This window comes from Acidocella sp. C78, from assembly GCF_907164655.1.
The window spans coordinates 110,337-134,162 of record NZ_CAJQZK010000002.1; the positions used below are offsets into that span (position 1 = coordinate 110,337).

At 67.8% G+C, this 23,826-nt stretch carries 21 protein-coding genes, 1 tRNA gene and 1 pseudogene; 13 read left to right on the forward strand and 10 right to left on the reverse strand.

The annotated features are described in order from the left end of the window. Positions 1 to 53: 53 nt before the first annotated feature. Positions 54 to 203 (reverse strand): hypothetical protein, encoded by a 150-nt coding sequence (locus ACIDOCELLA78_RS99385; RefSeq protein WP_249675051.1) that lies wholly within the window; start codon positions 201 to 203, stop codon positions 54 to 56. Here ACIDOCELLA78_RS99385 and ACIDOCELLA78_RS99390 point away from each other — a divergent pair. Continuing rightward, a complete protein-coding gene (locus ACIDOCELLA78_RS99390; protein WP_283770809.1) occupies positions 190 to 852 on the forward strand; it encodes a ComEC/Rec2 family competence protein in 663 nt (220 codons plus the stop codon). The two genes, ACIDOCELLA78_RS99385 and ACIDOCELLA78_RS99390, sit on opposite strands and share 14 nt — an antisense overlap. After that, complete coding sequence (locus ACIDOCELLA78_RS99395) at positions 741 to 1,520, forward strand: ComEC/Rec2 family competence protein (RefSeq protein WP_283770812.1); 780 nt, start codon at positions 741 to 743, stop codon at positions 1,518 to 1,520. The genes ACIDOCELLA78_RS99390 and ACIDOCELLA78_RS99395 overlap by 112 nt, the downstream gene beginning before the upstream one ends. Positions 1,521 to 2,051: 531 nt before the next feature. On the opposite strand, the pseudogene ACIDOCELLA78_RS99400 reads toward ACIDOCELLA78_RS99395, so the two are convergent. From ACIDOCELLA78_RS99400 to ACIDOCELLA78_RS99410, 3 genes and pseudogenes are all read right to left on the reverse strand, one after another. Beyond that, positions 2,052 to 2,543, reverse strand: a pseudogene (locus tag ACIDOCELLA78_RS99400) (glycosyltransferase family 2 protein); the annotation flags it as partial. Then, entirely contained in the window at positions 2,533 to 4,017 is a 1,485-nt protein-coding gene (locus ACIDOCELLA78_RS99405; protein WP_201727766.1) for an exopolysaccharide biosynthesis polyprenyl glycosylphosphotransferase, read from the reverse strand. The gene ACIDOCELLA78_RS99405 and the pseudogene ACIDOCELLA78_RS99400, both read right to left, overlap by 11 nt. Positions 4,018 to 4,068: 51 nt before the next feature. Beyond that, positions 4,069 to 4,509: a GtrA family protein gene (locus ACIDOCELLA78_RS99410; RefSeq protein ID WP_201727767.1), complete on the reverse strand. Its 441-nt coding sequence runs from the start codon at positions 4,507 to 4,509 to the stop codon at positions 4,069 to 4,071. A gap of 188 nt (positions 4,510 to 4,697) precedes the next feature. On the opposite strand from ACIDOCELLA78_RS99410, the gene ACIDOCELLA78_RS99415 reads away from it, so the two are divergent. The 8 genes from ACIDOCELLA78_RS99415 (at position 4,698) to pqqE (ending at position 11,873) form a co-directional block, all read left to right on the forward strand. Then, entirely contained in the window at positions 4,698 to 5,195 is a 498-nt protein-coding gene (locus ACIDOCELLA78_RS99415) for a (2Fe-2S)-binding protein (RefSeq protein WP_201727768.1), read from the forward strand. Between the two features lie 66 nt (positions 5,196 to 5,261). Beyond that, entirely contained in the window at positions 5,262 to 7,667 is a 2,406-nt protein-coding gene (locus tag ACIDOCELLA78_RS99420) for a xanthine dehydrogenase family protein molybdopterin-binding subunit (RefSeq protein WP_201727769.1), read from the forward strand. Between the two features lie 12 nt (positions 7,668 to 7,679). Continuing rightward, positions 7,680 to 8,474 carry a xanthine dehydrogenase family protein subunit M gene (locus ACIDOCELLA78_RS99425; protein ID WP_201727770.1) on the forward strand — a complete coding sequence of 265 codons (795 nt, stop codon included), beginning with the start codon at positions 7,680 to 7,682 and terminating at the stop codon, positions 8,472 to 8,474. Between the two features lie 218 nt (positions 8,475 to 8,692). Continuing rightward, positions 8,693 to 8,770 (forward strand): pyrroloquinoline quinone precursor peptide PqqA, encoded by a 78-nt coding sequence (gene pqqA, locus ACIDOCELLA78_RS99430; RefSeq protein WP_174504788.1) that lies wholly within the window; start codon positions 8,693 to 8,695, stop codon positions 8,768 to 8,770. Positions 8,771 to 8,828: 58 nt separating this feature from the next. Continuing rightward, positions 8,829 to 9,752 (forward strand): pyrroloquinoline quinone biosynthesis protein PqqB, encoded by a 924-nt coding sequence (pqqB, locus tag ACIDOCELLA78_RS99435; RefSeq protein WP_201727771.1) that lies wholly within the window; start codon positions 8,829 to 8,831, stop codon positions 9,750 to 9,752. Then, on the forward strand, positions 9,749 to 10,489 hold the full coding sequence (pqqC, locus tag ACIDOCELLA78_RS99440; RefSeq protein ID WP_201727772.1) for a pyrroloquinoline-quinone synthase PqqC: 741 nt from the start codon (positions 9,749 to 9,751) through the stop codon (positions 10,487 to 10,489). The genes pqqB and pqqC overlap by 4 nt, the downstream gene beginning before the upstream one ends. Continuing rightward, the gene (gene pqqD / locus ACIDOCELLA78_RS99445) at positions 10,486 to 10,761 is read left to right on the forward strand and encodes a pyrroloquinoline quinone biosynthesis peptide chaperone PqqD (RefSeq protein WP_201727773.1); all 276 of its coding nucleotides are present in this window, start codon (positions 10,486 to 10,488) and stop codon (positions 10,759 to 10,761) included. The genes pqqC and pqqD overlap by 4 nt, the downstream gene beginning before the upstream one ends. Next, positions 10,758 to 11,873, forward strand: coding sequence for a pyrroloquinoline quinone biosynthesis protein PqqE (gene pqqE, locus ACIDOCELLA78_RS99450; protein WP_201727774.1), 1,116 nt, complete (start codon positions 10,758 to 10,760; stop codon positions 11,871 to 11,873). Before pqqD ends, pqqE begins: the two co-directional genes overlap by 4 nt. Here pqqE and rlmB read toward each other — a convergent pair. Further along, positions 11,855 to 12,685 carry a 23S rRNA (guanosine(2251)-2'-O)-methyltransferase RlmB gene (gene rlmB / locus ACIDOCELLA78_RS99455; RefSeq protein WP_201727775.1) on the reverse strand — a complete coding sequence of 277 codons (831 nt, stop codon included), beginning with the start codon at positions 12,683 to 12,685 and terminating at the stop codon, positions 11,855 to 11,857. The genes pqqE and rlmB overlap by 19 nt on opposite strands. Before the next feature lie 65 nt (positions 12,686 to 12,750). Between rlmB and ACIDOCELLA78_RS99460 the strand changes: the two genes are divergently transcribed. Beyond that, a tRNA-Tyr gene (locus ACIDOCELLA78_RS99460) sits at positions 12,751 to 12,836 on the forward strand. A gap of 77 nt (positions 12,837 to 12,913) precedes the next feature. Here the strand turns inward: ACIDOCELLA78_RS99460 and ACIDOCELLA78_RS99465 are convergent. After that, a complete protein-coding gene (locus ACIDOCELLA78_RS99465) occupies positions 12,914 to 16,012 on the reverse strand; it encodes an AsmA-like C-terminal region-containing protein (RefSeq protein WP_201727776.1) in 3,099 nt (1,032 codons plus the stop codon). A gap of 13 nt (positions 16,013 to 16,025) precedes the next feature. Then, positions 16,026 to 16,637, reverse strand: coding sequence for a bifunctional nicotinamidase/pyrazinamidase (gene pncA, locus ACIDOCELLA78_RS99470; RefSeq protein ID WP_201727777.1), 612 nt, complete (start codon positions 16,635 to 16,637; stop codon positions 16,026 to 16,028). Between the two features lie 126 nt (positions 16,638 to 16,763). Between pncA and ACIDOCELLA78_RS99475 the strand changes: the two genes are divergently transcribed. Both ACIDOCELLA78_RS99475 and ACIDOCELLA78_RS99480 read left to right on the forward strand, forming a co-directional pair. Beyond that, complete coding sequence (locus tag ACIDOCELLA78_RS99475; RefSeq protein WP_201727778.1) at positions 16,764 to 17,516, forward strand: SDR family oxidoreductase; 753 nt, start codon at positions 16,764 to 16,766, stop codon at positions 17,514 to 17,516. Between the two features lie 11 nt (positions 17,517 to 17,527). After that, a complete protein-coding gene (locus ACIDOCELLA78_RS99480) occupies positions 17,528 to 19,309 on the forward strand; it encodes an IlvD/Edd family dehydratase (protein ID WP_201727779.1) in 1,782 nt (593 codons plus the stop codon). An 88-nt stretch (positions 19,310 to 19,397) separates the two neighbouring features. Here ACIDOCELLA78_RS99480 and ACIDOCELLA78_RS99485 read toward each other — a convergent pair whose 3' ends face one another. The 3 genes from ACIDOCELLA78_RS99485 to ACIDOCELLA78_RS99495 form a co-directional block, all read right to left on the reverse strand. Beyond that, positions 19,398 to 20,192, reverse strand: coding sequence for a YiiX/YebB-like N1pC/P60 family cysteine hydrolase (locus tag ACIDOCELLA78_RS99485; protein WP_201727780.1), 795 nt, complete (start codon positions 20,190 to 20,192; stop codon positions 19,398 to 19,400). 132 nt (positions 20,193 to 20,324) lie between these two features. Continuing rightward, positions 20,325 to 20,738, reverse strand: a complete 414-nt coding sequence (cueR, locus tag ACIDOCELLA78_RS99490; RefSeq protein WP_201727781.1) for a Cu(I)-responsive transcriptional regulator — start codon at positions 20,736 to 20,738, stop codon at positions 20,325 to 20,327. A 25-nt stretch (positions 20,739 to 20,763) separates the two neighbouring features. Then, a complete protein-coding gene (locus ACIDOCELLA78_RS99495) occupies positions 20,764 to 23,826 on the reverse strand; it encodes an efflux RND transporter permease subunit (RefSeq protein WP_201727782.1) in 3,063 nt (1,020 codons plus the stop codon).

A 23,826-nucleotide genomic window follows, 5' to 3' on the forward strand; every position in this document is an offset into this window, starting at 1 on the left:
TCTCGAAGTTCACCGATAAATACAGGGAATTTGCTTTCGAATCAGTGAAAACTTCAGTTCGGGCGGGACCAGTTTTTCTCCGGGATTGGCGCGGTCGGCTTCGCGGTCAGCAAGGTCGTCATCACCCGCGCCGGCCGGCCGGGATGGGCCGGCGCCCTGAGGCGGCTGCGCGAGGCGATCGCCGCCCGGGTGCTGAACGCCATGCCGCCGGAGACCGGGCCGGTGGCGGCGACCTTGCTGACCGGGTTCGAGTCGGCGATTCCCGCCCGTGAGCGGCAGGATTTCATCACCGCCGGTCTTGCCCATATCCTCGCCGTCGCCGGGTTGCATGTCGGTATCGTGATGGGCGCGTTGTTCACGGTGGCGCGCCTCGCGGCCGGACTGTCCGAGGCGCTGCTCCTGCGGGTTCCGGCGAAGATCATCGCCTCGCTGGTCGCCTTCGCCGGCGGCCTGGTCTATGCGGCGCTCACCGGCTTTCACGTTCCGATCGTGCGTAGTCTCGCGATGGCGGGCCTGGTGCTGCTTGGCATCGTCGCGGGGCGCCGGGCGCTGTCGTTGCGCGGGCTGGCGCTGGCGGCCTTCGTGCTGATCCTGATCGAGCCGCAATCGGTTCCGGGCCCGAGCTTCCAGATGAGTTTCTCGGCCGTCCTGGCGCTGATTGCCGGCTACGAGGCGCTGGGCCGCCGGTTTGCGATAGGGGGGATGGATGGCGCCAGCGCCTCGGGCGGCATGTGGCGGCACTGGCCTTCACCTCGCTGCTCGCCGGCGGTGCGTCGATGCCCTTCGCGGCCTACCAGTTCCAGCAGGTGCAGCCATACTACATTCTCGCCAACCTGGTCGCGGTGCCGCTGACGGCGCTGATCGTGCTGCCCGCGGGGATCGTGGCGCTGCTGCTGATGCCGCTGCATCTCGAGGCGCTGGCGCTGGCGCCGATGGGGTGGGGAATCGCCGCGATTCTGGCCGTCGCCCGGTTCGTCGGCACATTGCCGCACGCCCTCATCGTCATCGGGCCAAGCCCGGGCTGGCCGGTCGCGCTGCTCGGCTTCGGCATGGCGCTGCTGGGCCTGCTGCGGGGCCGGGCACGGCTCTCGGGCGCGCCGCTGGTTCTGATCGGCATTGCGGGCATGATGATGGGCCGCGCGCCGGATGTGCTCGTCGCGCCGACCGCGTCACTCATTGCGGTGCGGGATGGCGCGGCGGTGCGGGTTCTCATATCCCGGCGGCCGGACAACTACACGCTGGCGCAGTGGCGCCCGGTCTTCGCCCATGACCGCGTGCTTGTGGCCAGGGCGGCCGATGTCTGCGCCGGCGGCCGGTGCCGGTTCGATCGTGGGCGTGTGCTGTATCTCGCCGGTCCTGCCGCGGCGCAAGGCGGGTGTGGCGGCGCGCGCGTGGTGGTGTCGCCGGAGCCCCTGCGCGGCGCCTGCCGCGGCCGGGGGCGTGTGGTGATCGACCGTTTCAGCGTCTGGCGGGATGGCGCGATTGCCCTGCGGTTCAGGGGGGGCGTGTGCGGCGGATGACGGATCGGGGCGTGCAGGGTGCGCGGCCATGGGTGCCGGACTGGCCGCCGCGCTGGCGCCGGCGCCGATAAGGCGCGCCGCGCCCGGCAGCCGGTGGCGGGTTTCGTGGCGGAAGACATAGCGGCGCGTGGCGGCGGTGTTGTCCTGCCGGGGGCGGGTGCGCGCCAGGGCGCGCGCCTCGGCAATCGCCGCGACCGTCTCGCCGAGGCGGGAGGTCATGGCGCCGCGCGCGAGGTAGACGCCGGCGCGCAGCGCGAATCCCGCCGGTCCATCCCAGTCATGAGCGATGATCAGGCGGTTGCGGACGAAGTGGCGCCATCGTCCCGCGCTCCAGCCCATGCGCGCTTCGGGCGACACCGCGTGGATGACGGCCAGATCGCCGTGATGCTCGATCCGCCAGCCGGCCGCGATGGCACGGCGCGCGAATTCATATTCCTCCCAGGCGAAGAACAGCGTCGCGTCGTATCCGCCGAGCTGCTCGAAACAGGCGCGCGACAGGGCATGGCCGCAGCCGACGAAGGTGGTCGCGGTAAAATGCCTCGCCGCGTGCCGCGCGAGGCGCGCGGGATATCCCCAGCTCGTCCGGTCGAGGCGTGCGCCATCGGCGGCGAGGATACGAAAGCCGATCGCGCCGAGGCGGTCGGCTTCGGCGAGGCGCCGCGCGGCGCGCGCGGCCGTGTCGTGGCCGGCGAAGACGGCATCGTTGTCGAGGCTGATGATCGCGCTGCCGCGCCCGAGCGCCGCCGCGAGATTGCGGCCACCCGGCACGCCGAAATTTCGCGCGACGCCATAAAGCGCCACATGCCCGAACTGGCTGGCGGCGGTCGCCAGGGCCGCGCGCATGGCGGGATTTGAGGCCTGGTCGAGCACGATGACATGGCTGTCCATGCCGGTCTGGGCGGCGGCGGAGCGGAGGGCGGCGAGGGTTTCGCGCGGCCGCTGATGGCTGAGAATGACGATATCCGCATCATAGCGGCGGCGGGGGGGCGGCGTTCCCGCCAGCAGGTGCGGTTCAGACCGCATTGCGCCCGATCAGAACGGCGGGAACCGTGCGCAGCAGGATCGCGATATCGAGCCAGACCGACCATCGTTCGATGTAATCGAGGTCGGCGGCGACGCGCGCGGCGACGAGGTCGCGCCGGTCCACCGGTCCGCGCAGGCCCCGCACCTGGGCAAGGCCCGTCAGCCCCGGCTTTACCCGGTGGCGAACCCCGTAAAACGTGATCGCCTGTTCGAAGGTGAAGTCGCCGCTGCCGGTATTCGGCGCGTGGGGCCGGGGACCGACCAGCGACATGTCGCCGCGCAGCACGTTGACGAGCTGCGGCAGCTCATCGAGCGAGAGGCGGCGGAGAAGGCGGCCCAGCCGGGTGATCCGCCGGTCGCCCGCCCGCGCCTGGACGATGCGGGCGTTGCCCTGCGTGGCGTGAAGCGGGCGCATCGTGCGGAACTTGAAAACCGTGAAGGGCACGCCGTCCAGCCCGATCCGGCGCTGCCGGAACAGAACCGGGCCGGACAGGCGCAGCGCGAGGGCGATGGCGGCGAGGAGCGGGCTCAGCAGAACGATCAGAAGGCCAGCGCCGACAATGTCCATCCCCCGTTTCGCCGATGCGGCCAGCGGCCGGATCGGCCGGTCGAGCGCCGTGACGAGGCGAAGCCCGAGACTCGCCGCGAGGTCGCCGGCGCCGATTTCCGCGGCGGCGTCGAAGGCGAGACGTATCCTGACCGGCTGGTCGGCGAGGCGGGCGAGCAGCGCGTCGAGCCGGGCGCGTGTCTCCGCCCCGTCGCCGCGGCGGATGAAAACGATGAGATCGCCGATCTGGCCGGACCGGATCATGGCCTCCAGCGTCGCGGCATCGGCAATCGCGCGCAGGCCTGACGAGCCCGCGAGCCCCCAGCAGAAGACATACCCAAGGCGATGATCCGCGAGGCGATCGAGCCGGGCGCAGACCGAGCGGTCGCACGGCGCGGTGGTGACCAGGGCCGCGGCGCCCCGGGCAACGCCGATCTCATGACGCCGCCAGATCCGGGCCACGGCAACCCGGCCGCCGAACAGCAGGGCCGCTGTCAGGGCAAAGGCGGCAATCGCCCAGCCGAACGACGTGCCGAGCGGCGGCGTGGCCGGCGACGGCCGCAGCATCGCGATCCGCAGGAGCGAGAGCACCTCCGCCGCGACGAGGGCGCGCGCGATCGCCGCGGCGTGATCGAGCGGCGCGCGCACCGGCCCCACCTCGTACAGTCCCGAGCCGGCCAGCGTGATGACGGTCAGTGCGGCGTAAACGAGCTGGTCGAGTGGCCCGCGCGCCATGGTGGGGGCGGGCAGCAGAAACTGCGAGCCGAGTTGCGGGCCGAGCCAGGTGGCGGCGAGATCGGCCAGCAGCAGCAGGCCGATTCCGGCATGCGCGCCAATCCAGGGGCGATGGTTGCGCGCACGCGACTCTCGGCCCAGCGCCCCGGTGCGGGCAGATTTGGCAGGAGACTGGAAAACGGTTTGCGACATCGGTCCGGAACGACCTCGGTTTTCAAAAACACAACTGAAGATTGTGTTTAATTAAACGAAAACGAGGCGTCGGGAAAGCAGAAAGTTAATCAGGAAACCCGAAACGGCCCCCGCGCACACGGCCAGAACCGGGTAGTGACGGGGTAAGGCGAAGCTGGCGATGAGCAGGGAATAGGCGCCGCGGTTGATCGAGAAGCCGATCATGTTCACGAACAGGAAGCGCAACCACTGCGTGTGGGCGGGTTGCCGGGCGCGGGCCCGAAAGGTCCAGAGCCGGTGCAACATCCAGTTGCAGCTTGCCGCGACGAGATAGGCCGCCATCCCCGCCCCGTACAGACCGAGGCTGGGGATAAGCGCATAGACCGCGGCGATATCCATGAGCAGGCCGAAGACGCCAACCGTGCCGAAGCGCAGCAACTCGCCCGCCGCGTCGCGATGGCGCGCTGGAAGGCGGCTGGTGATCAGCGCGATGGGCGAGGGCAGGGCCGGCATGCGGCTGGACAGTTAGCAGGCCTGCGGCAGGGCGCAAACTGGCCTGTGACAAATTCTGTCAAATTCGCACCTTGCGCCAAGAAAGCCATCCGGTTCTCTTGACCAACGCCGAATAGCCCCATCATCATGGGTGAAGGAAGCGGATCGTCCGGGCGGATGGTCGCGCGCCATCATGAACGGAGGAATCAATGCCCCAGGTTAAACTCACGGTGAACGGCAAGCCGGCGACCGCCGAGGTGGAAGCGCGCACGCTGCTCGTCGAGATGCTGCGCGAAAACCTTCACCTGACCGGCACGCATGTCGGGTGCGACACCAGCCAGTGCGGCGCCTGCGTGGTCAAGATCGATGGCAAGTCGGTGAAGTCGTGCACGATGCTCGCGGTGCAGGCGAATGGCAGCGAGGTCACCACGATCGAGGGGCTGGCGGCGGCCGATGGCACGCTGCACCCGATGCAGGAAATGTTCCGCGAACATCATGGTCTGCAATGCGGCTTCTGCACTCCGGGCATGGTGATGAGCGCGATCGATCTGGTCGAGAGCCATCCGGAAGGGCTGACCGAGCAGCAGATTCGCGAGGAACTCGAAGGCAATATCTGCCGCTGCACGGGCTATCATAATATCGTCAAGGCGATTGCCGCCGCTTGGCCGCTCATGCACGGGCGCGAGCTGCCGCAGGCCGCCGAATAAGGCTTGGGCCGCAAGAGGTAAGGCGCCCGTATTTCCGGGCGCAAGAAAAATTTCGGGAGATCATCCATGAACGACACGACCTTGCCGCACATCGTGAAGGGCGGCATTGGCGACTCGCCGAAGCGCGTGGAAGACCGCCGGTTCCTTTCAGGCCGCGGTCACTACACTGACGACATCAACCGCCCCGGCCAGACCCATGCCGTCTTCAAGCGCTCCGATGTCGCCCACGGCGTGATCCGGTCGATCGACACCTCCGCCGCGCGGGCGATGCCGGGGGTTGTCGCGATTTTCACCGGTGACGACATCGCCAAGGCGGGCATCGGCGGCGTGCCGTGCGGCTGGCAGATTCACAGCAAGGATGGCTCGCCGATGGTCGAGCCGCCGCATCCGGTGCTTGCGCAGGGCAAGGTCCGGTATGTCGGCGATGCGGTGGCGATGGTGATTGCCGAGACCGTCGACCAGGCGAAGGACGCCGCCGAGGCCCTCGTGATCGACATCGATCCGCTGCCGGCCGTCTCCAACATGGTCGCGGCGACGGCCGAGGGCGCGGCGCTCGTGCATGACGACGCCAAGGGCAATGTCTGCTTCGACTGGCATATCGGCGACAAGGACGCGGTGGATGCCGCCTTCGCCAAGGCCCACAAGGTCGCGACGATCGACCTGGTCAACAACCGGCTGGTGCCCAACCCGATCGAGCCGCGTGCGGCGATCGGCGATTTCGACCAGTCGACCGGCGAACACACGCTCTACACCACCAGCCAGAACCCGCATGTGATCCGGCTGCTGATGGGCGCGTTCGTGCTGCAGATTCCCGAGCACAAGCTGCGCGTCGTCGCACCCGATGTTGGCGGCGGGTTCGGCGCCAAGATTTTCCACTACATCGAGGAAGCGGCGGTGACCTGGGCGGCCGCGCAGGTGAACCGGCCGGTGAAATGGACCTGCGAGCGCAGCGAATCCTTCATCACCGACGCCCATGGCCGCGACCACATCACCCATGCCGAGCTGGCGCTGGCCGAGGATGGCGCGTTTCTCGGGCTGCGGGTGAAGACGATGGCCAATCTCGGCGCCTATCTCTCGACCTTTGCGCCGTCGGTGCCGACCTATCTCTCGGCGACGCTGCTCGCCGGCGTCTACACGACGCCCGCGATCTATTCGGAAGTGAAGGCGATCTTCACCAATACCGTGCCGGTCGATGCCTATCGCGGGGCCGGCCGTCCGGAGACGACGTTCCTGCTGGAGCGGCTTGTCGACGTTGCGGCGAAGACGATGGGGATGGACCGTGTCGCCATCCGCCGGCGCAACTTCATTCCGGCCGACGCCTATCCGTATCAGACGCCGGTGGCGCTGCAATATGACAGCGGCAACCACGAGGCGACGCTGGCGCGCTGCATGGAGCTGGCCGACTGGAGCGGTTTCGAGGCTCGGCGTGCCGAATCGGCGAAGCGCGGCAAGCTGCGCGGCATCGGCATGTCGACCTATCTCGAAGCCTGCGGCATCGCGCCGTCGGCGGTGGCTGGCGCGCTCGGCGCAAGGGCCGGTCTCTACGAGGTCGCCAACGTGAAGGTCCATCCGACCGGATCGGTGACGCTCTATACCGGCACGCACAGCCACGGCCAGGGGCATGAGACGACCTTCGCCCAGCTCGTCGCCGACCAGCTCGGCGTGCCGTTCGAGCAGGTCGAGATCGTGCATGGCGACACCAGCAAGATTCCGTTCGGCATGGGGACCTACGGCAGCCGTTCGCTCGCGGTCGGCGGCTCGGCGATCGTCAAGGCGGTCGACAAGATCATCGCCAAGAGCAAGAAGATCGCCGCTCACCTGATGGAAGCCTCGGTCGACGACATCGAGTTCAAGGACGGCAAGTTCACCGTCGCCGGCACCGACAAGTCGAAGGCGTTCGGCGAGATCGCGCTGACGGCCTATGTGCCGCACAACTACCCGCATGACGAACTCGAGCCGGGCCTCGACGAGACGGCGTTCTACGATCCGAAGAACTTCACCTTCCCCGGCGGATGCCATATCTGCGAGGTCGAGGTCGACCCGGACACGGGTGTCGTCAACCTGCTCAACTTCACCGCGGTCGACGATATCGGCCGGGTCATCAACCCGATGATCGTGCACGGCCAGGTGCATGGCGGCGTGGCCCAGGGGATCGGCCAGGCGCTGCTCGAACACGCGGTCTATGACGAGACCGGCCAGCTCCTGTCCGGATCGCTGATGGATTATACCATGCCGCGCGCGGATAATCTGGTGAATATCCATGTCGGGACCGAGTCGACGATGTGCACCCACAATCCGCTTGGCGCCAAGGGGGTTGGCGAGGTCGGCGCGATCGGCAGCCCGCCGGCGGTGATCAACGCCGTCGTCGATGCGCTGCGCGATTATGGGGTCACCCATATCGACATGCCGGCGACACCGCAGAAGATCTGGTCGATCATCAACGCGGCGACGCCGCGGATGGCTGCCGAGTAACGGAGAGACGCAATGTACGATTTCAATTATCAGAAACCGGCCGCGATCGACGACGCGGTCAAGGCGCTGGGGAGCGATCCCGAGGCCAAGGCGCTTGCCGGCGGCATGACCTTCATCCCCGTGCTCAAGCAGCGGCTGGCCAAGCCGAGCACGGTGGTCGATCTCGCCGGGCTCGGGCTCTCCGGCATCCGCCGCGAGGGCAATGCGCTGGTCATCAAGGCGATGACCACGCATCGCGAGGTGGCCAATTCGAAGGACGTGGCCGACGCGATCCCGGCGCTGGCGCATCTGGCCAGCCATATCGGCGACCGGCAGGTTCGCTATCGCGGCACGATGGGCGGCTCCCTGGCCAATAACGACCCTTCCGCGTGCTATCCTTCGGCCGTGCTCGCCCTCGGCGCCACGATCCGCACGACCCGGCGCGAAATCGCCGCGGATGACTATTTCCAGGGCATGTTCACGACGGCGCTCGAACCGGATGAACTGATCGTCGAGGTCTCCTTCCCGATTCCGGAAAAGGCCGCGTATGAAAAATTCCCCAACCCGGCGTCGCGCTATGCGATGGTTGGCGTGTTCGTGGCGAAGACCGCCGGTGGCGTCCGCCTCGCCGTGACCGGTGCCGGCAACAACGGCGTGTTCCGCCATACCGCGATGGAGCAGGCGCTCTCGGCCAGTTTCTCACCGGACGCGATTCGCGACGTGAAGACGCCTGAAGGCGACATGAACAGCGACATCCATGCGAGTGCGGCCTATCGCGCGCATCTCGTGGGGGTGATGGCCCGCCGCGCGGTTGCGGCCTGCGGCTGAGCGTCTTCGGGACGTGATCGGAAAAGGGCGGCCTTCGGCCGCCCTTTTTTGTGCGGTCATTGCCGGCCAGGTGCTGTCCCGTTTTGTCACAACCGGGCGTGACCGGCCTTTCCCCACTTGCGTCCTATTCGACATGTCGTATTGTCACGTCACTTCGCATCTCGCGGAGACAAAAGCGGAAAACGCATCCCTATCACAACGATCCAGGAGACAAATCCATGTGGACCAAGCCGAAGCTCGTCGAAATCGCCGTTGGCACCGAAATCAACTGCTACGCCTGCGCTGATCTCGGCTGATCTGAACCAAGGCACCGGAACCGATGCGTTGCGCCGGTTCCGGTGAACTCCCGAATCGATGAAACTGATCATTCTCGGTGCCGCTGCCGGAGGCGGATTTCCGCAGTGGAACTGCGCCTGCGCCAATTGCGCGCGCGCCCGGCGCGGTGATCCTGCGGCACGGCCCCGTACCCAGGCGGCTCTCGCCGTCAGCGTCAACAATTCCGATTACGTGATCTTCAACGCCTCGCCCGATCTGCGCGAACAGATCCTGGCGACGCCAGCGCTGCAGCCCCGTTCAGGCCTGCGCGACAGCCCGATCGCCGCGGCCGTGCTGACGGGCGGGGATGTGGATTTCACCGCCGGCCTGCTCAATCTGCGCGAAGGCCATCGGTTCGCCCTGTATGCCGGGCGCCGGATTCTCGATCTGATCGAGGACAGCAAGATATTTCGTGTGCTCGATGGCGGGCTGGTGCCGCGCCGCGAACTGCCGGTCGACATGCCGACCCGGCTCGCGGATGGCATGGGGCGGGATCTGGGCATGACGGTCGAAGCCTTCGTGGTGCCAGGCAAGGTGGCACTTTACGCCGAGGATGCCAGCCGGACGGATTTCGGCTCCTCCGAGGGCGATACGATCGGCCTGCGCATCGCCGATGATGCGGGCAAGGCGTTCTTCTACATTCCCGGCTGCGCCCGGGTTTCGGCGGATGTGGCCGCCCGGGTGCGCGGCGCCGGGCTCGTGCTGTTCGACGGCACGCTCTGGCGCGACAACGAGATGATCGAGGCGGGACTGCTGCCCAAGACCGGCGCGCGGATGGGGCATATCAGCGTCAGCGGGCCGGAAGGTTCGATCGCCGCCTTCGCCGGGCTCGATGTTGGGCGGAAAGTGTTCGTTCATGTCAATAACAGCAACCCGATGATCCTCGACGATACGCCCGAACGGGCCGAGGCCGAGCGCGCCGGCTGGACCGTGGCGCATGACGGGATGGAGATCGAGCTATGACCGTGCTGCTGAGCCCCGATGAGCTGGAAGCGGCGCTGCGCGCCGTGGGCGCCGCGCGATACCACAACCGCCATCCGTTTCATCAGCTTCTGCACGGTGGCAAGCTGGACAAGCGCCAGGTGCAGGCCTGGGCGCTCAACCGCTATTGTTACCAGGCGGCGATCCCGATCAAGGACGCCGCGCTGATGGCCCGCACCGACGATGCCGAGCTGCGCCGGGTCTGGCGGCAGCGGCTTGTCGATCATGACGGCACTGCGCCGGGCGAGGGCGGCATCGTCCGCTGGCTGGCCCTGGCCGAGGGGCTCGGGCTCGATCGCGATACGGTGGTGAGCGAGCGCCGCGCCCTGCCGGCGACCCGCTTTGCCGTGCGCGCCTATGTCGATTTCGTGCGCGACCGTTCGCTGCTGGAGGCAGTGGCCTCTTCGCTGACGGAAATGTTCTCGCCGACGATCATTTCCGAACGCGTCTCGGGCATGCTCGCGAATTACGATTTCATCACCAGGGAAACCCTGGCCTATTTCAACGCGCGCCTGGATCAGGCGCCGCGCGACGCCGATTTCGCGCTCGACTATGTCAAGCGCCATGCCCGCACGCCCGAACAGCAGCAGCAGGCGATCGCGGCGCTCACCTTCAAGTGCGACGTGCTCTGGGCGCAGCTCGACGCCCTGCACCATGCCTATGTCAGCCCCGGCCTGATCCCGCCCGGCGCGTTCGGTCACGAAGGCGTCTGGTCGTGATCCTGACCGAGGCCAGCGTGCCCCGGCTGCCGCGGCATGTCCGGTTCCGGTTCGATGCGGCGCGCAACTGCCACGTTCTGCTCGCCCCCGAGCTGGTCATCATGCCGGATGCGATCGCCGTCGCCATTCTCGAGGCCGTCGATGGCGCGGCGAGTGTCGGCGGCATCGCCGACATTCTGGCGGCCCGCTACGAGGCGCCGCGCGACGCGGTGCTTGCCGACTGCATCGAGATGCTCAACGATCTGGCGAAAAAGGGGATGATCGCGGCATGAACGATCTTGCACCCGCGGCGGTGAAGCGCGCGGCCGTCGCGCCGCCGATGGCGATCATGATGGAGCTGACCCATCGCTGCCCGCTGAAATGCCCGTACTGCTCCAACCCGCTCGCCATGGACCGCGCCCGCGAGGAGATGGACACGGCGACGTGGATGCGCGTGATCAGCGAGGCCGCGGCGCTCGGCGCGTTGCAGGGGCATTTTTCCGGCGGCGAGCCGATGGTGCGTGACGATCTGGCGCAGCTTGTCCAGCACGCGCATCGCGAAGGGCTCTACACCAATCTGATCACCTCCGCCGTCCTGCTCGACCAGCAGAAGATGCACGCGCTGGCCGAGGCCGGGCTGGATCATGTCCAGATCAGTTTTCAGGGGGCCGAGAGCGGCATCGCCGATCACGTCGCTGGGCTACGCAACGCCCATGTCAAGAAGCTCGCCGCGGCCAGGCTCGTGCGCGATGCCGGCCTCGCGCTCACGGTCAATGCGGTGATGCACCGCCAGAACCTGCACCAGTTGCCCGCCATGCTGGATCTCGCGGTCGAGGCCGGCGCCCAGCGCATCGAGGTGGCGCATGTGCAATATTACGGCTGGGCGCTCAAGAACCGCGCCGCACTGATCCCGACGCGCGCCCAGCTCGACGAGGCGACCCGCATCGTGGACGACGCCCGCAAGCGGCTCGAAGGCGTTCTGAACATCGATTACGTCGTTCCCGACTATTACGCCTCGCGCCCCAAATCATGCATGAGCGGCTGGGCGAGGCGGTTCTTCAACGTCACGCCATCGGGCAAGGTGCTGCCCTGCCACGCCGCCGAGACGATCGGCCATCTGCGGTTCGACACGGTGCAGGAAAAGCCGCTCGCCGAAATCTGGCTGCATTCGGAAGCCTTCAACGCCTATCGTGGCACTGACTGGATGCCGGCGCCCTGCAAGGGGTGCGATCGCGCCGAGATCGACTGGGGAGGCTGCCGCTGCCAGGCGCTGGCCATCACCGGCGATGCGGGCGCGACCGACCCGGCCTGCGGCCTGTCCCCCCATCATGACATGATGCTGAACCTCGCGGTCGAGGAAAGTGCCGCCGGCAGCGAAACCTTCGTCTACCGGATGATTTCGTAGAGCGCGACGGCCGCCGCCGCCGACACGTTCAGGCTTTCCATCCCGCCCGGCATCGGCAGCGAGACCAGCTCGTCGCAGGTTTCGCGGGTGAGACGCCGCAGACCTTCGCCCTCTGCGCCGAGAACGAGGGCCGCCCGCCTGCCGCCCAGCGCGTCGCGCGAGAGGAACGACGCGCCGGCGGCGTCGAGCCCCATCACCCAGAGCCCCGCGGCCTTCAGCGCGATCAGCGCCCGCGCGATGTTGACCGTCCGCAGCAGGGGCATGCGCTCCAGCGCGCCGGATGCCGCCTTGGCGAGCGCGCCGCCTTCCTCGGGCGCGTTGCGCTCCTGCGCGATGACCATCGCCGCCCCGAAGGCCTGCGCCGAGCGCAGGATGGCGCCGACATTGCGCGGATCGGTGATCTGATCGAGCACGAGCACCGGCCCGGGGCGCTTCAGGGCGTCCGCCAGGGTGGGGGCGACCAGCGGGTCGGTCTGCAAGGCGATTCCCTGATGCACGATTCCGCGGCCCAGCATGTGTTCCAGCCGGTCGCGCTCAACCCGTTCGGGCTGGATGGCCCAGGGTTGCGGCAACCGGGCGGCAAGCGTCGCTTCCCCCTCTTCCGTCACCAGCAGCCGCCGCAGCCGGCGCGCCGGGTTCGCCAGCGCCGCCTCGACGGGGTGAAGCCCGTAGAGCCAGAAGCCGCCGCCGGGCGCCTGCGGGCGCCGCTCGCGCGCGTTGTCGCCATGGCCGCGCCCATGTGGCGGGGTTGTGCGATTTTGCTTGTGCGTCCGCCCGCCGCGCGGGTGTGACTGAGGGTCGCGTCTGTCCATGGCGGCTCTCTAGCGTGCGCGGGGCGCTGTTGACAACGCTGGCCTGATCGAAGATTACGGGCGGCGGAGAGGTGCCCGAGTGGCTAAAGGGGGCGGACTGTAAATCCGCTGGCGCACGCCTACGTTGGTTCGAATCCAACCCTCTCCACCACTCTCTGGAAATTCGATTATTGTGGGTTCGGTTCGGCGAGCGGCGATGCTTGCTGGCCGGCCCGGCGCATGCGTGCGCTATCGCGGCGGCGGGGCGGCTGGGCCGGGTTTGGCCGCGGCGAGGGCGTGGCGAATCCAGAAGATGCCCTTGGCGATGTCGACGCGCCGCTTCGGATGTGAGGTCGGGCCGCTGATATCGATCGACAGTTCGGGGCCGGGCTTCGCATCGGGACTCGTCGGATGGACGGCGAGTTCGAGCTCGACCCGATCCCCGACGAGATCGAGGTGACCATTTGCGCTCATGCTTCCGGCCGGCCCGCTGAGGGCGGCATGGTCGAGCCGGATCGTGCGGTCGCCAAGCGTCGCGGTCAGGTTGAGCAGGCTGAAAGCCGAGTGCCCCGCACTGAGGGCGGACCGCAGCATGTGAGACGCCGCGATCATGCCGATCGGGTGCGGCGCGCGGGTCGCCGCGGCGAGGGCCTGGCCCGCGGCCGCGAGGTTCAGCCCGCGCAGCGAAATGTCATGGCTGGTTGCCGTCACGCTGCCGCTCAGCGTGTGCAGCCAGGCGGGGCGTTCATCCCCCTGCGCCATCAGATCGGCTCCGATATCGAGGGTTCCGCCGGCAAGCGGCAGGTCGAGCCCGTGAGATGCCGCGAGGGCGGCGATCGCTTGCGAGTCCCCGCCGGCAAGCCGGGCACGCAGGCTGAGCGTCGGCGGCGTGCTGCCCGAGGCGCCGGTGAGAACGGCCCGGCCGGAGAGCTTGCCGCCGGCGAATCCGGCGCTGCCGATATCGATCGACAGATGCGGCGCCAGCTTTCCCTGGTCGAGCCTGATCCCGAAATCCGCCCGCCGGGCGAGCGTCTCGCCGTAACGCTCGATCCGCGCGGCGGTCAGACGCGGCATGTCGATCCGCATATCACTGCCAAGGGCGGCGTGCGCCAGCTCGATCAGCATGGCGGGGGCGGGAAGCGGCAGCGTGTCGGCCGTCATCCGGCCGAAGATCCGCCTGGGGCCATGCGCCGTGTCGACATCCACCCGGCCGGAGAGGGTGAGCGCGCCGAGCGAGGCGACAAAATCCGAGAGGCCGAAGCCGCCGGGCGTCACGTATCCGGCCGCGCTGAGACTGGCCGAACCCGGGCCCGGCCAGCCCAGCCCCTGGCGCTCGCCAAGCAGGCTGGCGCCGCCGAGGCTGAGGATCAGCCGTGCTGCGTTCGGCGCGCGGACCGCGAGCGATCCGGCGGCGGTGCCGGCGGCAAGATCGATCCTGGGGCGCGCCGCCGCGCGCACCATGCCGATGCGCAACCGGATATGCGTCGCCAAGGCGTCGGGCCTGCCGTCCGCCAGGGCCGTGAGCGAGAAATCGTGCCGGAATGCGGGATGATTGTCCCATGCGGCCGGCAGTCCGAACGCCTTCGCCAGGGTCGTCGCCTCCCGGCTTGCGTCCGGCCCGGCCAGAAACAGGCGGGTTCTGACGATCTCGCCATCCGCCTTGCGCAGTCCCCGCCCGATCAGCAGCGCGCCTCCCATGCGCAGGGTCGCGAGACGGATATGAAGACCGCCCCCCGCCGCCTTGTCGCGCAGGCTGGCGTCGATCCTGAGATCGCGTCCAACCACCCGCGAAGATTCGTTCGGTCGACGGGCTGGCGTTTCCAGCGCTCCCACGGCGATCCGCACCGGCCCGGCATAGCGTGGTGCCGGATCGGAGAGCGTCGCCAGCAGATCCTGGACCATCGTCTGGTCAAGGGTGAGCCGGTCGAGGTCGATCCGGGCGGCGATGCGCGTTGCCTGGCCGGGCGACGGGGTCAGGCGCAAGGCGGCGGTGAAGCCGGTCAGGGCCGGCCCCATCGCCACATGGCCGGCGACATCGTCGAGCGCCAGCGTGCCGCCGGGCGTAACGCTCGCCAGGCCAGTGGCGTCGAGCCGGCCCGCGTTTCCGGGCCATGCGGGCAGATAGGGCAGTTGATGCCGCAAGATGGCGAGCGTTGCCGCGGGGTCTTGCGCCTGCAGTGTGAAATGTCCGTTCAGGGCTGGCGACATTTCGCCGGAAAATCCGAGTCTCGCCTGCCCTGGCAGCGGAGCGGACAGAAGCTGCGCCCGCAGCGAGGCATCATCGGCGAGCAACGAGCCGCGGGCGGCGTTGACCGGCAGCCCGGAGAGCGTGCCGGAGACGTCGAGCGCGGCGGCGACCGGCAGCTGACGCCGCAAGCGGGAGACCAGGCCGGCGGCCAGATCGAGGTCGACTCCCGTCGCCCGGGCGGTCACCCGCAGCAGCGGCGCGGGCGCGAGGGCGAGCACGGTATCTCCGACCGCCCGCATCGCTCCCGCTCGCAGGGTGACGTCATCGAGCCGGACCTGCTGTCCGGTCGCGGCGAGTCTTGCCGTGATGTCGAACGGCGCGGCGGATGCCTTCAGTGCCGGCAGCAGGCCGGCCACGGCGGTCTTGTCGGCTTTCGCCTCCAAGGCGCCGGCCAGGAAACTGTCATGGCCGAGCGTGCCGTGGAACATCAGCTCGGCATGGCCGTCGCCGCGGAGCTTGAGCGTGGCGGTCACCGGCGCCGGCCCGGTGCTGCCGGTATCGTCGATATCGAGCGTCATCGCCGCCTCGACGCCGCCGATCCGCATCGTGCCGCCGGCGGCGATCACCGCGCGCGGGCCGCCGGTGAAGATCGACAGATTGGCGTGGTCGAGCCGCAGCGGGCCGACATGGAACGTGCCGTCATCGATGGTGGCGTGCAGCGAGCCGAGCCAGGGCGGCGGCGCGATCGCGCCAGCGCCGCCGGGCAGCGGCCATGGCAGGTTGATGTCCGGCCGGCGCAGGGTCAGCCTGTGGGCGCGAAGCCGGCCGAACAGCAGCGGGCCTGGAGAGAGTTCGAGCTTGAGAACCGAGGCGGTCGCCTGCGCGCCGTGCGGGCCGCCGATGATCACGTCCTCCGCCACCAGTTGCGGATCGGGCAGCAGCGAGAGGGTGATCCGCCCCTCGATGAACACCGGCCGGCCGACGACGTGGCTGGCCAGACGTTCGATCGCGCCACGATGGTAATTCCCCGAGACCAGAAGCGGGCCGAAAACCGCGGCGAGCCCGAGCAGCGCGATCAGCCCGATCGCGGCGGCGGCCAGAACGCCCCGCCGGCGCGCGGCCCGCTGCCTCTTGCGCCGGAAATCGCCGTCTTCGTCCATGTCTCCGCTGGTATCAGACCGAAGCGACCCGCGCCACGCCGGCCGCCATCATCGCCTGCCATGACGCCGCCAGAGATCCCTCAAGGTCGATTCCCCGGCAGGCCGGCTCGATCACCCGCGCCTCCAGCCCGAACCGCCGCGCATCCAGCGCTGACCAGGCGACGCAGTAATCGGTCGCGAGGCCGCAGAGATCGACCCGTTCGATGCCGCGCGCGGCGAGCCACCCGTCGAGGCCCGTGCGGGTTGTGCGATCGGCTTCGAGGAAGGCGGAATAGGAGTCGATCAGCCGGTTCGATCCCTTGCGCTGGATCATCGCGGCATGGGGAACGTGAAGATCGCGATGCAGCGCGGCGCCGGCAGTGTCCATCACGCAGTGATCCGGCCAGAGCACCTGCGGCCCGTAGGCGAGGGGGATCGTCCCGAACGGGTCCTGTCCCGGGTGCTGGCTGGCGAAGGAGACGTGATTGGCGGGATGCCAGTCCTGCGTGATCACCACGGTCTGGTAATGCCGCGCGAGCGCGTTGATCACCGGCACCACCGCATCGCCATCGGGCACGGCCAGCGCGCCGCCGGCGCAGAAATCCGCCTGAACATCGATGACGACAAGGGCCGTGCGGGAATCCATCGGCGGAGAATAGCCGGCATGGGGCTGCCGAGATAGAGGGCGTGACGGTTGCCGAGGATGTCCGTTATCGGTAATAATCAAATTGCTGGCGGAAGGCGGGCAACACTGCGGGGAGGCAACGATAAAATGGCACATTTCGGGCGGGTTGCGGGAAAGACTGCGCTGGTGACCGCCGCGGGGCAGGGCATTGGCCGTGCCATTTCCGAGGTGCTGGTGCGCGAGGGAGCGCGGGTGATCGCGACCGATCGCGATCCGGAGGCTCTCGCGGGCCTTGCCGGCGCCGAGACGACGCGGCTCGATGTGCTGGACGATGCCGCGATCCGCGCGCTTTCGGCTTCGCTCGGCCGGGTCGACATCCTGGTGAACGCGGCCGGCCATGTGGCGCACGGGTCGGTGCTCGACTGCTCGGACAGCGACTGGACGTTTTCATTCGATCTGAACGTGACGGCGATGTTCCACATGATCCGCGCGTTCCTGCCGGGCATGCTGGAGGGCGGCGGCGGTTCGATCGTCAACATCGCCTCCGCCGCCGGATCGATCAAGGGTGTGCCCAACCGCTTCGCCTATGGCGCGTCGAAGGCCGCCGTGGTCGGGCTGACCAAATCGGTCGCGGCGGACTACGTGACGCGGGGTGTGCGCTGCAATGCGATCTGCCCCGGAACCGTGGAAAGCCCGTCGCTGCGCGGGCGCATCGCCGCGCTTGCCGCGTCCCGCGGTGTCGGTGAGACGGTCATCGAGGCCGAATTCGTCGCCCGGCAGCCGATGGGCCGGCTCGGCACGCCGGAGGAGATCGCCTCGCTCGCCCTTTATCTAGCGTCCGATGAATCCCGCTTCACCACAGGCGTCGCCCATGTGATCGACGGCGGCTGGTCGAACTGAAGGAACATGCCATGAGCAGCACCCCGAAACGTCTCCGTTCCACAGAGTGGTTCGACAATCCCGGCAATCCGGGGATGACGGCGCTCTATCTCGAACGCTACCTCAATTACGGGCTGACGCGCGAGGAGCTGCAATCGGGCAAGCCGATCATCGGCATCGCGCAGACCGGCAGCGACCTTTCGCCCTGCAACCGCCATCATCTCGAACTCGCCAGGCGCGTTGCCGATGGCATCCGTGCCGCCGGGGGCGTGCCGATCGAGTTTCCGGTGCATCCGATCCAGGAAACCGGCAAGCGGCCGACCGCCGCGCTCGACCGCAATCTGGCCTATCTCGGCCTTGTCGAGGTGCTTTACGGCTACCCGCTGGACGGCGTGGTGCTGACCACGGGCTGCGACAAGACCACGCCGGCGATGCTGATGGGGGCCGCGACGGTTGATCTGCCTGCCATCGTGCTGTCTGGCGGGCCGATGCTGGACGGGCATTTCGAGGGCGAGCTGGTCGGCTCCGGCACCGTCGTGTGGGAGGCGCGCCGGCGGCTCGCCGCCGGCGAGCTCGACTACGACAAGTTCATCGACATGGTGGCCGGCTCGGCGCCGAGCGTCGGCCATTGCAACACGATGGGCACCGCATCCTCGATGAACGCGATGGCCGAGGCGCTCGGCATGTCGCTGCCCGGCTGCGCCGCCATTCCCGGCCCCTATCGGGAGCGCGCGCAGATCGCCTATGAAACCGGCAAGCGCATCGTCGCGATGGTGCACGAGGATCTGCGGCCATCTAAGATCCTGACCCGCGAGGCGTTCGAGAATGCCATTGTCTGCGCTTCGGCGATCGGCGCCTCGACCAACTGCCCGCCGCATGTCATCGCGATCGCGCGGCATATCGGCGTCGAACTCGACATCGGGGACTGGGACCGGATCGGCTACGAGATCCCGCTTCTGGTCAACATGATGCCGGCGGGCAAGTATCTCGGCGAATCCTATTATCGCGCGGGTGGGCTGCCGGCGGTAATTGGCGAGCTGATCCGCCAGGGCAAATTCCACGCCGACGCGCTGACCGTCAGCGGCCGCAGCATGGGCGAGGAGAATGCGGGCAAGCGCAGCGCCGATGCCGACGTGATCCGCGGCTTCGACGACCCGCTGGCCGAGCACGCCGGCTTCGCCGTGCTGAGCGGTAATCTGTTTTCCAGCGCGATCATGAAGACCTCGGTGATTTCAGAGGAGTTTCGCAATCGCTACATGCGCCGCCCCGGCGACGAGGACGCGTTCGAGGGCCGCGCGATCGTCTTCGAGGGGCCGGAGGACTATCACCACCGGATCAACGATCCCGCCCTGAATATCGATGAAAACTGCATCCTGGTGATCCGCAATTGCGGGCCGATCGGCTATCCCGGCTCGGCCGAAGTGGTGAACATGCTGCCGCCCGATGCGCTGGTCCGCCAGGGCGTGAACCAGCTCCCCTGCATTGGCGATGGCCGGCAGTCCGGCACGTCGGGCAGCCCTTCGATCCTGAACGCCTCGCCGGAATCGGCGGTCGGCGGCGGGCTCGCGCTGCTGCGAACCGGCGATGTCATTCGCGTCGATCTCAAGGATCGCAGCGCCAACATCCTGATCGAAGAGGCGGAACTCGCGGCGCGGCGGGCGGCGTTGTCACTGCCCGATCTGGTGAACCAGACGCCGTGGCAGGAAATCCATCGCCGGTTCACCGGCCAGCTCGAAACCGGCGCGGTGCTGGAGAACGCGCCGCAATATCAGCGCGTCGCCGAACGTTTCGGTGTGCCGCGCGACAATCACTGAACACACCGCTGAAGCCGCTCGGGGCCGGTTCCCGGCGGCTTCAGGACCGTGGAGCGCGACATTCGACCCGGAAGGATCGGAACACGCTCTATCGCCAGAGGTGGCGCCCCGCGCCATCCGGCCCCCGCAGCGCCTGCCGCGCGGCTTCGAGCGCGGCAGGCCCGCCGGCCAGAGAGGGTTTCACCACCTCGAAATAGGGCGAAACATCGAAATCCCGCGGCACGAAAAGCTGATGGTCGCGCACGCGCAGGATTTCGGCGACGCAGACGTCGCAGTCATGGGCGTGCGAGCCGTGCGGGCCGGTCATCGGCAGGATCGGATAAAGGACCGTGTGGAACGCCTGCGCTACCAGCGTCGAACAGATCGCCCGTGTCGGGTCGCCGGCGCCGAAGGCGATGAGCCTGCGGCGCAGATGCACCGGAACCGGCGGAATCGGGATCATGTAGCGCAGCAGGTCGAACACGTTTCTCAGATCATACTGCGCGCCGAGGCGCGAGAGGGTGTAATCGATCACCCTCTGCCGTTCGTTTTCCGACAGGCCGACGGGCCGGCAGATCCGCAGATGGTAATCCCGGAAGGCTTCGAGCCCGACCAGCCGCACGCCTTCCACCACGTCGGCTTCGACGAAGCAGGGTTCTGGCGGCTCGGCCGGGTTGCGGCGGCGCAGCCCGACATAGAGCGCCACATGCGACCAGGTGGACTGGGTGAGATATTTGATGGCGATGCTGAACCGGCTGTGCCCTTCGACCAGCACGACATCTCCGGGCTCGAGGCATGAGGCGAGCAGCGCGACATCGGTGGCCGGGGCGATGGCGTGCTGATGGGCGGGGGCGGAGAGAAACCGCGCGAGCCGCCCGCCGATCCATCCGGCGATCCGGTTCATCGCCCGTGTAATCCCGCTGCGCCGTGTCGGATCAAACGTCGTTCTCCCGGTGGCCGTGTCGTGCCGGCTTCGCACGCACGATCATAAGCCGAGGTCAGGAGGGGAGGCAAAGGCGCCGCGCGGGAACGGGCGTCAGTCTCCGGGGCTCGCCAGTTCGTCGAGGATCGGGCAATCCGGCCGGTCGCTCCCCTCGCAGCTATGGACCAGGTGGCGCAACTGTGCGCTCATCGCCTGCAAGGCCGTCACCTTGGCGTCGAGCGCGGCGATATGGGCGACGGCGATGGCGCGCACCTCGCGCGAGGGACGGTTGCGATCCCGCCAGAGCGAGAGCAGCGCCCGTATGTCGGCGATGCTGAAGCCGAGATCGCGCGACCGGTGGATGAAGCCCAGCTCATGCACCAGCGCCGCGTCATAAAACCGGTAGTTGTTGGTCTCGCCGCGCAGGGGCGGCGCGATCAGGCCGATCCGCTCGTAATGGCGGATCATCTTGGCCGAAACGCCGCTCAGCGCCGCGGCTTCGCCGATGGTGATCCCGGTTCCGGTCATGTCGCCAATCCCTGGCAGGAGGAGGTCAGCCGGGGCTGACCTCTTCTTCCGTGCGATGCTTCTGCCCAACCACCATGTAGACCGCCGGCAGCACGAACAGCGTGAACAGCGTGCCGATCGACAGGCCGGCGGCGATCACCATGCCCATGTTGAACCGCGCCGCGGCACCGGCGCCGCTCGCGATGATCAGCGGCAGAACGCCGAGCACCATTGCGGCCGTCGTCATCAGGATCGGCCGCAGCCGGATGCCGACCGCGTGCTCGATCGCCTCGCGCTTGGTCATGCCGGCGAGCTGCGCCTCGTTCGCCACCTCGACGATGAGGATGCCGTGCTTGCTGATCAGGCCCATCAGCGTGACGAGGCCGACCTCGGTATAGATGTTCAGGCTGAGCCCGAAGCCGAGATAGATGAAGATCAGCGCGCCGACGACCGCCATCGGCACCGACACGAGAATGATCAGCGGATCGGTGAACGAATTGAACAGCGCGGCGAGGGCGAGGAAAATCACGATCACCGCGAAGCCGAACGTGGCCAGGAAGCCGCCCTGCTGCTGGATGAACTGGCGCATCGGCCCGCCGTAATCGACATCATAGCCGCTCGGCAGGTCTTTCGCGGCGATCTGCTGCAAGACTTTCACCGCCTCGCCGGTGGAGACGCCGGGAGCCGCGACGCCCTGGATGGTGGCGGCGTTGAGTTGCTGGAAGTGATTGACCGATTCCGGGATCACCTCGTTGCGGATCGTCGCGATCGCGCCGAGCGGGATCGGCACGCCGTTGATGTTGGCCACCGGATAGTCGAGCAGCTGCGACACGTTCAGCCGGCTCTTCTGGCCCACCTGCGGAATGACCTTGTAGGAGCGGTTGTCGAGGCTGAAATAATTGACGTAGAGCCCCCCGAGGGCCTGGGCCATCGCCGCGCCCACCTGGCTCATGTCCAGACCGAGCGTTGCCGCCTTGGCGCGGTTGATGACGACCGTGGCCTGCGGCTGGTCGATCTTCAGGTCGCTTTGCAGGAAGATGAACTTGCCGGTCTTGAGAGCGGCGCCGAGCACTTTCTGCGCCACGCCGTTGAGCGTGCTGAACGGATCGGTGGTCTTGATGACGAACTGCACCGGCAGGCCCTGCGAGCCGGGCAGCGGCGGCGGCTGGAACGCGACGATCTGCTGACCGGCAATCCCTTCGGCCGCCTGTTTCTGGATTTCGTTCTGCAGCAGGGTCGAATTCGTCGTCCGGTCCGTCCATGGCTTCAGCACCATGCCGGAAATCGCGAAGGTCGGCGTTTCGAACTGGAACGTATGCCCGACGGATTTGTGCGACATCATCAGCCGGTTCAGCTCGCGGTCCCAGAGCAGCTTCTGCTGCAGCGTGGCGTTCGGCGCCGAGGTCGAGGACAGGATCACCACCCCCTGGTCTTCCTGCGGGGCGAGTTCGCTTTTCGCCCCCGTCGCCAGGAAGTAGATGCTGCCGAGAACGATGGCGCCGAAGGTGAGCGTGACCGGCAGGGTCCGCAGGCTGCCCCGCAGCATCCGCATGTAGCGCCGATGCACCGCGTTGAAGAGGCGGTCGATGAAGTGAACCAGTCTTGCCTCCCAGTCGGTGCCATCGCGCGGGATGTGGTGCAGCAGGCGCGAGGAGAGCATGGGCGACAGGGTGAGGGCGATGATCGCCGAAACCGTCACCGCCGAGACAAGGGTGAAGGCGAACTCGGTGAACAGTGCGCCGGTCAGGCCGGACTGAAAGCCGATCGGCACATAGACCGCGGCGAGAACGACCGTCATCGCGACGATCGGGCTGGCCAGTTCGGCGGCGGCGTTGATCGCCGCGTGCAGTTTGGTCTCGCCATTGTCGAGATGGCGGTTGACGTTCTCGACGACGATGATCGCGTCGTCCACCACCAGCCCGATCGCAAGGACGAGGGCAAGCAGGGTGAGCAGGTTGATCGAGAAGCCGAGCATCAGCATCGCCGCGAAGGTGCCGATCAGCGACAGCGGAATCGCGATCACGGGGATGAACACCGATCGCGGCGTGCCGAGAAAGGCGAACACCACCAGCACCACGATCAGCAGGGCCTCGATGAGTGCGGCGACCACCTCGTGGATCGACGCGTTCACGAAGGCGGCGGAGTTATAGACGATCGCGCCGTCCAGCCCCGCCGGCAACTGTTTCCTGATTTCCGGAAAGCGCGTCTCGACGCCGCGGATCACCGACAGCAGGTTGGCGGAGGGGGCGACCTGGATGCCGATATAGACACCCGGCTTGCCGTCGAACGCAACTTCGGATTCATAGCTGTCCGAGCCGAGCTGCACCCGCGCGACATCGCCGAGGCGCACGATCGCGCTCCCCGACTGCTTGACGATCAGGCGACGAAACGCCGCGGCGCTGTGCAACGAGGTCGATGCCGTCAGCGTGTCCTGCGTCATCGCGCCCTTGGTGCTGCCGAGCGCGCTGATGAAGTCGTTGCCGGCAAGGGCGTTGTAGACGGTGGTGGCGGTCAGCCCGTAGGCGGCGAGCTTCGCGGGCTCGAGCCAGATCCGCATCGCGAAGTTCTGCGCGCCGAGAATTTCCGCGGTCTGCACGCCCGGCACCGATTGCAGCTGCGGCTGGACGACGCGGGTGAGATAGTCGGTCACCTGGTTCGGCGAAAGCACCTTGCTCTTGAAGCCGATATACATCGCGTCGAGCTGCTGGCCGACCTGCAGCTTGAGCTGCGGCTGCTGCGTGCCCGAGGGGAGCTGGTTGAGCACCGACTGGATCTGCGCCTGGATTTCGGTCAGCGCCTTGTCGGGATTGTAGTTCAGGATGAGATAGACCTTGATCGTGCTGGTCGAGGTCTGGCTCTGCGATGTCATGTAGTCGATGCCGTTGACCTGGGCGATCGCGTGCTCGATCGGCGTGGTCACGAAACCGGCGATCGTGTTCGGATCGGCCCCCGGATAGCTGGTGGTGATGGTGATGGTGGCGTTCTCGGTCTTCGGATATTCGAGCACCGGAAGCCCGCCGAGCGCGCGCAGCCCGAGCACGAGGATCGCGGCGCTGACCACGATCGACAGCACCGGGCGGCGGATGAAGAGTGTCGTGAGATTTTTCAT

Excerpts from the sequence above, each read along its gene's own strand:
- ACIDOCELLA78_RS99385 (WP_249675051.1), bottom strand. The coding sequence starts at position 203 with ATGGCGTTCAGCACCCGGGCGGCGATCGCCTCGCGCAGCCGCCTCAGG.
- pqqC (WP_201727772.1), top strand. The coding sequence starts at position 9,749 with ATGACCGTGCTGCTGAGCCCCGATGAGCTGGAAGCGGCGCTGCGCGCC.
- rlmB (WP_201727775.1), bottom strand. The coding sequence starts at position 12,685 with ATGGACAGACGCGACCCTCAGTCACACCCGCGCGGCGGGCGGACGCAC.
- ACIDOCELLA78_RS99425 (WP_201727770.1), top strand. The coding sequence starts at position 7,680 with ATGTACGATTTCAATTATCAGAAACCGGCCGCGATCGACGACGCGGTC.
- pqqB (WP_201727771.1), top strand. The coding sequence starts at position 8,829 with ATGAAACTGATCATTCTCGGTGCCGCTGCCGGAGGCGGATTTCCGCAG.
- pqqE (WP_201727774.1), top strand. The coding sequence starts at position 10,758 with ATGAACGATCTTGCACCCGCGGCGGTGAAGCGCGCGGCCGTCGCGCCG.
- ACIDOCELLA78_RS99480 (WP_201727779.1), top strand. The coding sequence starts at position 17,528 with ATGAGCAGCACCCCGAAACGTCTCCGTTCCACAGAGTGGTTCGACAAT.
- ACIDOCELLA78_RS99405 (WP_201727766.1), bottom strand. The coding sequence starts at position 4,017 with ATGTCGCAAACCGTTTTCCAGTCTCCTGCCAAATCTGCCCGCACCGGG.
- pncA (WP_201727777.1), bottom strand. The coding sequence starts at position 16,637 with ATGGATTCCCGCACGGCCCTTGTCGTCATCGATGTTCAGGCGGATTTC.
- ACIDOCELLA78_RS99465 (WP_201727776.1), bottom strand. The coding sequence starts at position 16,012 with ATGGACGAAGACGGCGATTTCCGGCGCAAGAGGCAGCGGGCCGCGCGC.
- cueR (WP_201727781.1), bottom strand. The coding sequence starts at position 20,738 with ATGACCGGAACCGGGATCACCATCGGCGAAGCCGCGGCGCTGAGCGGC.
- pqqA (WP_174504788.1), top strand. The coding sequence starts at position 8,693 with ATGTGGACCAAGCCGAAGCTCGTCGAAATCGCCGTTGGCACCGAAATC.
- ACIDOCELLA78_RS99410 (WP_201727767.1), bottom strand. The coding sequence starts at position 4,509 with ATGCCGGCCCTGCCCTCGCCCATCGCGCTGATCACCAGCCGCCTTCCA.
- ACIDOCELLA78_RS99415 (WP_201727768.1), top strand. The coding sequence starts at position 4,698 with ATGCCCCAGGTTAAACTCACGGTGAACGGCAAGCCGGCGACCGCCGAG.
- ACIDOCELLA78_RS99420 (WP_201727769.1), top strand. The coding sequence starts at position 5,262 with ATGAACGACACGACCTTGCCGCACATCGTGAAGGGCGGCATTGGCGAC.
- ACIDOCELLA78_RS99475 (WP_201727778.1), top strand. The coding sequence starts at position 16,764 with ATGGCACATTTCGGGCGGGTTGCGGGAAAGACTGCGCTGGTGACCGCC.
- ACIDOCELLA78_RS99495 (WP_201727782.1), bottom strand. The coding sequence starts at position 23,826 with ATGAAAAATCTCACGACACTCTTCATCCGCCGCCCGGTGCTGTCGATC.
- ACIDOCELLA78_RS99485 (WP_201727780.1), bottom strand. The coding sequence starts at position 20,192 with ATGAACCGGATCGCCGGATGGATCGGCGGGCGGCTCGCGCGGTTTCTC.